The sequence below is a fragment of the Pseudonocardia pini genome, assembly GCF_013870575.1.
Lineage (GTDB): Bacteria > Actinomycetota > Actinomycetes > Mycobacteriales > Pseudonocardiaceae > Pseudonocardia > Pseudonocardia pini.
The window spans coordinates 1-4,005 of record NZ_JACBXB010000520.1 but is presented as its reverse complement, the minus strand read 5'-3'; the positions used below and the strand labels follow the sequence as shown (position 1 = coordinate 4,005).

The 4,005-nt window shown below is 73.3% G+C and carries 6 protein-coding genes and 1 tRNA gene; 2 read left to right on the top strand and 5 right to left on the bottom strand.

Annotated features, from left to right (window positions below):
• Positions 1-24: 24 nt before the first annotated feature.
• Entirely contained in the window at positions 25-426 is a 402-nt protein-coding gene (locus H5J29_RS23810) for a carboxymuconolactone decarboxylase family protein (protein WP_181783262.1), read from the bottom strand.
• Positions 427-509: 83 nt separating this feature from the next.
• Between H5J29_RS23810 and H5J29_RS23805 the strand changes: the two genes are divergently transcribed.
• Positions 510-1,178, top strand: coding sequence for a TVP38/TMEM64 family protein (locus H5J29_RS23805; RefSeq protein ID WP_181783261.1), 669 nt, complete (start codon positions 510-512; stop codon positions 1,176-1,178).
• Here H5J29_RS23805 and H5J29_RS23800 read toward each other — a convergent pair.
• Both H5J29_RS23800 and bcp read right to left on the bottom strand, forming a co-directional pair.
• Positions 1,179-1,252: transfer RNA gene (locus H5J29_RS23800), tRNA-Leu, on the bottom strand.
• 118 nt (positions 1,253-1,370) lie between these two features.
• Positions 1,371-1,838 carry a thioredoxin-dependent thiol peroxidase gene (bcp, locus tag H5J29_RS23795; protein ID WP_181783260.1) on the bottom strand — a complete coding sequence of 156 codons (468 nt, stop codon included), beginning with the start codon at positions 1,836-1,838 and terminating at the stop codon, positions 1,371-1,373.
• Positions 1,839-1,937: 99 nt separating this feature from the next.
• On the opposite strand from bcp, the gene H5J29_RS23790 reads away from it, so the two are divergent.
• Positions 1,938-2,159 carry a DUF3618 domain-containing protein gene (locus H5J29_RS23790; RefSeq protein ID WP_181783259.1) on the top strand — a complete coding sequence of 74 codons (222 nt, stop codon included), beginning with the start codon at positions 1,938-1,940 and terminating at the stop codon, positions 2,157-2,159.
• A gap of 1 nt (position 2,160) precedes the next feature.
• On the opposite strand, the gene H5J29_RS23785 is transcribed toward H5J29_RS23790, so the two are convergent.
• Both H5J29_RS23785 and H5J29_RS23780 read right to left on the bottom strand, forming a co-directional pair.
• Positions 2,161-3,378: an NAD(P)/FAD-dependent oxidoreductase gene (locus tag H5J29_RS23785; RefSeq protein WP_181783258.1), complete on the bottom strand. Its 1,218-nt coding sequence runs from the start codon at positions 3,376-3,378 to the stop codon at positions 2,161-2,163.
• 96 nt (positions 3,379-3,474) lie between these two features.
• On the bottom strand, positions 3,475-4,005 hold a 531-nt coding region (locus H5J29_RS23780), incomplete at its 5' end, for an ANTAR domain-containing protein (protein WP_181783257.1).

The following is a 4,005-nucleotide window of genomic DNA, read 5'->3' as shown; positions in this document are numbered from 1 at the left end:
CGTCGCCATAGCGACCATCGCCACTCACAGGTCGGTGGGGTCCGGTTCCGCGAGGACCCGCTTGGCCACGGCGAAGGCGCTGTTCGCGGCGGGGACGCCACAGTAGATCGCGCTCTGCAGCAGCACCTCCACGATCTCCTCGCGCGACAGCCCGTTGCGCAGGGCGGCGCGCAGGTGCAGCTCCAGCTCGCCGAGGTGCCCGTGCGCCACGAGCGCGGTGAGGGTGATCGCGCTGCGCATCCGCCGGTCCAGGCCCGGCCGGGTCCAGATGCCGCCCCAGGCGTACCGGGTGATCAGCTCCTGGAACTCGCCGGTGACGGCGTCGGCCCGGTCGAGGGAGGCGTCGACGTGCGTGGCGCCCAGCACCTCGCGGCGGACGGCGAGGCCCGCGGGATCGAGGTCCAGCTCGCGTTTCTCGGTGCTCACGGCCGCACCGTAGTCGGCGGGTCCGCGGTCCGTCGTGCCGCCTTCCGACCGCCGGAAGGCGCCGGGACGGTACCGTCGGGCCAGTGAGGTGGTGGCGTCCGGTGCTCGCCGGGCTCGGGATCGTGGCCCTGGTCGCGGTCGTGCTCGTGGCGGCCCGGGTGTACGGCATCCCCGGGGTGTCCGACCTGCGCCGCATCACGGCCGAGGCGGGCGTCTGGGCGCCGCTGCTGTTCCTGGGTCTCCAGGCCGTGCTCTGTGTCGGCCCCGTGCCCCGCACGGTGTTCACCGTGGCCGCGGGGGCGTTGTTCGGCACCGTCGTGGGCCTGCTGGTCACCCTCGCCGCCACGACCCTCGCCGGGGTGATCGCCTACTTCCTCGTCCGCGCGACGGGTGGGCGGCTCGTGGAGCGCTACGTCCGCGGCTCGGCCGTGCACTGGGCCCGGCGCAGGCTCGACCACCACGGCACCCTCGCCGTGACCTCGATGCGGCTGGTCCCGTTCGTGCCGTTCGCCGCGCTGAACTACGTCTGCGGGCTGTCCTCGGTGCGCTTCGTGCCCTACCTGGTCGGCACCGTGGTGGGCATCGTCCCGGGCACGGTCGCGATCGTGGTGCTCGGCGACGCGGTGACCGGCCGCCCCTCGCCGACCCTGATCGCCATCTCCGTGGCCTGCGGGCTGATCGGCCTGGCCGGCATCGTGGTGGCCGCCCGCAGGCCGCTCCCCGAGGAGGAGCCCGCGGCCACGGGCCGCTAGTGCCGGCGGCGGGATTCGAACCCGCACTGTCACGGACCTAAACCGTGTGCCTCGGCCGATTGGGCTACGCCGGCTCCGCCGTCGCGACCCCGTCCGGGCAGGCCTCGGTGATCGCGTGGCAGTTCGGACAGAGGATACGGGGTGCCGCCGTCGCCGCGGTCGAGCACGCCTCGACGCCGGCAGACCCGACGATCAGATCTCGAGGTCCTTGCGGAGCTTGGCGACGTGGCCCGTGGCGCGGACGTTGTACATCGCGGCCTCGATCCGACCCTCCTCGTCGACGAGGAAGGTGGAACGGATCACGCCGGTGACCGTCTTGCCGTACATCGTCTTCTCGCCGAAGGCGCCCCACTCCTGCAGGGCCTTCTTGTCCGGGTCGGAGAGCAGCGGGAAGGTCAGGCCCTCCTTCTCGCGGAACTTCGCGAGCTTGGCGGGCTTGTCCGGGGAGACGCCGAGGACGTCGATCCCGGAGCCGTTGAGCTCGCCGAGGTTGTCCCGGAAGTCGCAGGCCTGCTTGGTGCAGCCGGGGGTCGACGCCGCGGGGTAGAAGTAGACGATGACCTTCCGACCGCGGTAGTCGGCGAGCGAGACCGGCTTGTCGTCCGCGTCGGGCAGGGTGAGGTCCGGGGCCTGGTCGCCCACGGCGAGGCGTGTCGTCATGCCCCGATCCTGTCAGCCCGCCCTGCCGGGCGCGCTCGGCGGTCGGGGCTCGTCTACGGTGTGCCCCAGTCCGTTCGGCGAACGCATGAGGAGTGAGTCGTGGCCCGCGACCCGGAGAACATTGAGAACGAGATCGAGAAGACCCGGGACGCGCTCGCGGCCAGCCTGGACGCGCTGACCGACCGCGCGAACCCGAAGCGGTTCGTGGACACCGGCAAGCAGCAGGTCCAGGCCAAGCTCGCGGACCCCAAGATCCGCTACGCGCTGATCGGCGTCGGCGCCGTCCTCGCCCTGGCCGTGCTGAAGAAGCTCTTCTCCTGAGTCACTTCTTGACGAAGGAGGCCGCGAGGTCCCTGGCGGCCTCGCGGTCCGCCTTCTGCTGCAGCAGCGCGCGGTAGCGCACCACGTACCGCGCCGCGCCGAAACCCGCCACGGCCACGAGCGCGTTCCCGGCGAAGTAGCCCACGACCGTGCCCTTGATCGGGCCGCCGTCGAGCCCCTCGCCCTGCAGCTGTTCCACCGAGTCGGCGAGGTCGGGTCGCCCGATCAGCTGGATCTTCAGTCCGAACTGGTCCGACCAGAAGTACGGGACGGTGGGCGGCGGCGGCTCGGTCCCGGTGATCGCCCGCGACACGACGGTGGCCTGGTCCGCGGTGGACGTCCAGTGCTCGTGCCGGTGGTGGCCGCCGGTCTCCGGGTCCGCCCAGGCGGCCATGTCGCCGAGCGCCCACACGCCGTCGAGCCCCAGGACCCGGCCGGTCGCGTCGCACAGCACGCCGTCTCGCAGGTCGAGGCCGGTGTCGGCCAGCCACTCCAGGTCCGGCCTGCCCCCGATGCCGACGACGGCGACGTCCGCCTCCAGCCGCGTCCCGTCCGCGAGCTCGACGGTCACCCCGGACGCGGTGGGCACGAACTCCCTCAACGCCACCCCGAGCCGCAGGTCCACGCCGCCCTCGGCGATCAGCCGGCCCGCCATCGCGCCGACCCGCTCGCCGAGCCCGCGGACCAGCGGCACCGGCGCGGCCTCGAGGACGGTCACCCGGACCCCCTTGGCCACGGCCGTGCTGGCCACCTCGGCGCCGATGAAGCCCGCCCCCACGACCAGCAGCGACGCGGCCTTGTCCAGGTCGGTGCGCAGGGCGAGGGCGTCGTCCAGGGTGCGGAGGGTGTGGACGACCTCGGGCTGGCCGGGCAGGGTGCGCGCCACGACCCCGGTGGCCAGCACGATCGCGTCCGCGGAGAGGACCGACCCGTCGGCGAGCTCCACCTCACCCGGTCGCAGCGCCACCGCGGGCAGCCCGAGGTACAGCCGCACGCCGAGGTCCTCCAGCCCCGAGTCGTCCTTGAGCGCGAGCCGCTCGGCCTCCCAGTCGCCCGCGAGGAGCTGTTTCGACAGTGGCGGACGGTCGTACGGCGTGTGCTCCTCGGCGCCGACGAGACTGATCCGACCCTCGTAGCCGGCGTGGCGCAGCTGCTCGACGGTACGGATCCCGCCGAGTCCCGCCCCCACGACCAGCACGTGCTCCGGGCCACCGCTCAACGTCCACGCTCCCTCGCTCGTCCGGTTGGGGCCATCCTGACCGACGCGGACCGGAGCTGTCGCGGGGCCCCCGGAAGAAACCGGTTCGGACGTTCGTCACAGACCGGGGAGTGCGCTCCAAAGCCGGTCGGCGGCCGCACGGGCGGCCTCGGGCACCGCGGGGGCCTCGCCGGTCCGCGCGAGCAGGGCCGAGGCGAGGTCCCGGACCTTCACGTTCTCGCGCTGGCTGACCCGGACCAACAGCGCGAAGGCCTCCTCGGCGTCCACCCCCGCGCGGGCCATCACCATGCCCTTGACCTGCTCGATCAGCTGCCTGCGGCGCATCATGCCCATCATCTCGTCCGCCTTGAGCAGCTCGTCGGAGCAGTACTCGACGACGCCGAGGCCGGTCGCGAGCAGCGGCTCGTGCCGGTCCAGGACGGCGAGCGCCTCGGGACCCACCCCACCCCGCGCGGTATCGACGTAGGCGGTGAGCACCACCGGCCCGCGTTCGTCCCACGCACTGGGCACCGCGATCACGCCGAGTCCCGCCGAGCCCTCGGGGCGGGGGAGACCGGGCCAGCGGGGATCCGCCGCGAGATCGGTGCAGACCACCGCGGAGTCCCCGGTGGTGGCCTCGACCAGCGG

Excerpts from the sequence above, each read along its gene's own strand:
- bcp (WP_181783260.1), bottom strand. The coding sequence starts at position 1,838 with ATGACGACACGCCTCGCCGTGGGCGACCAGGCCCCGGACCTCACCCTG.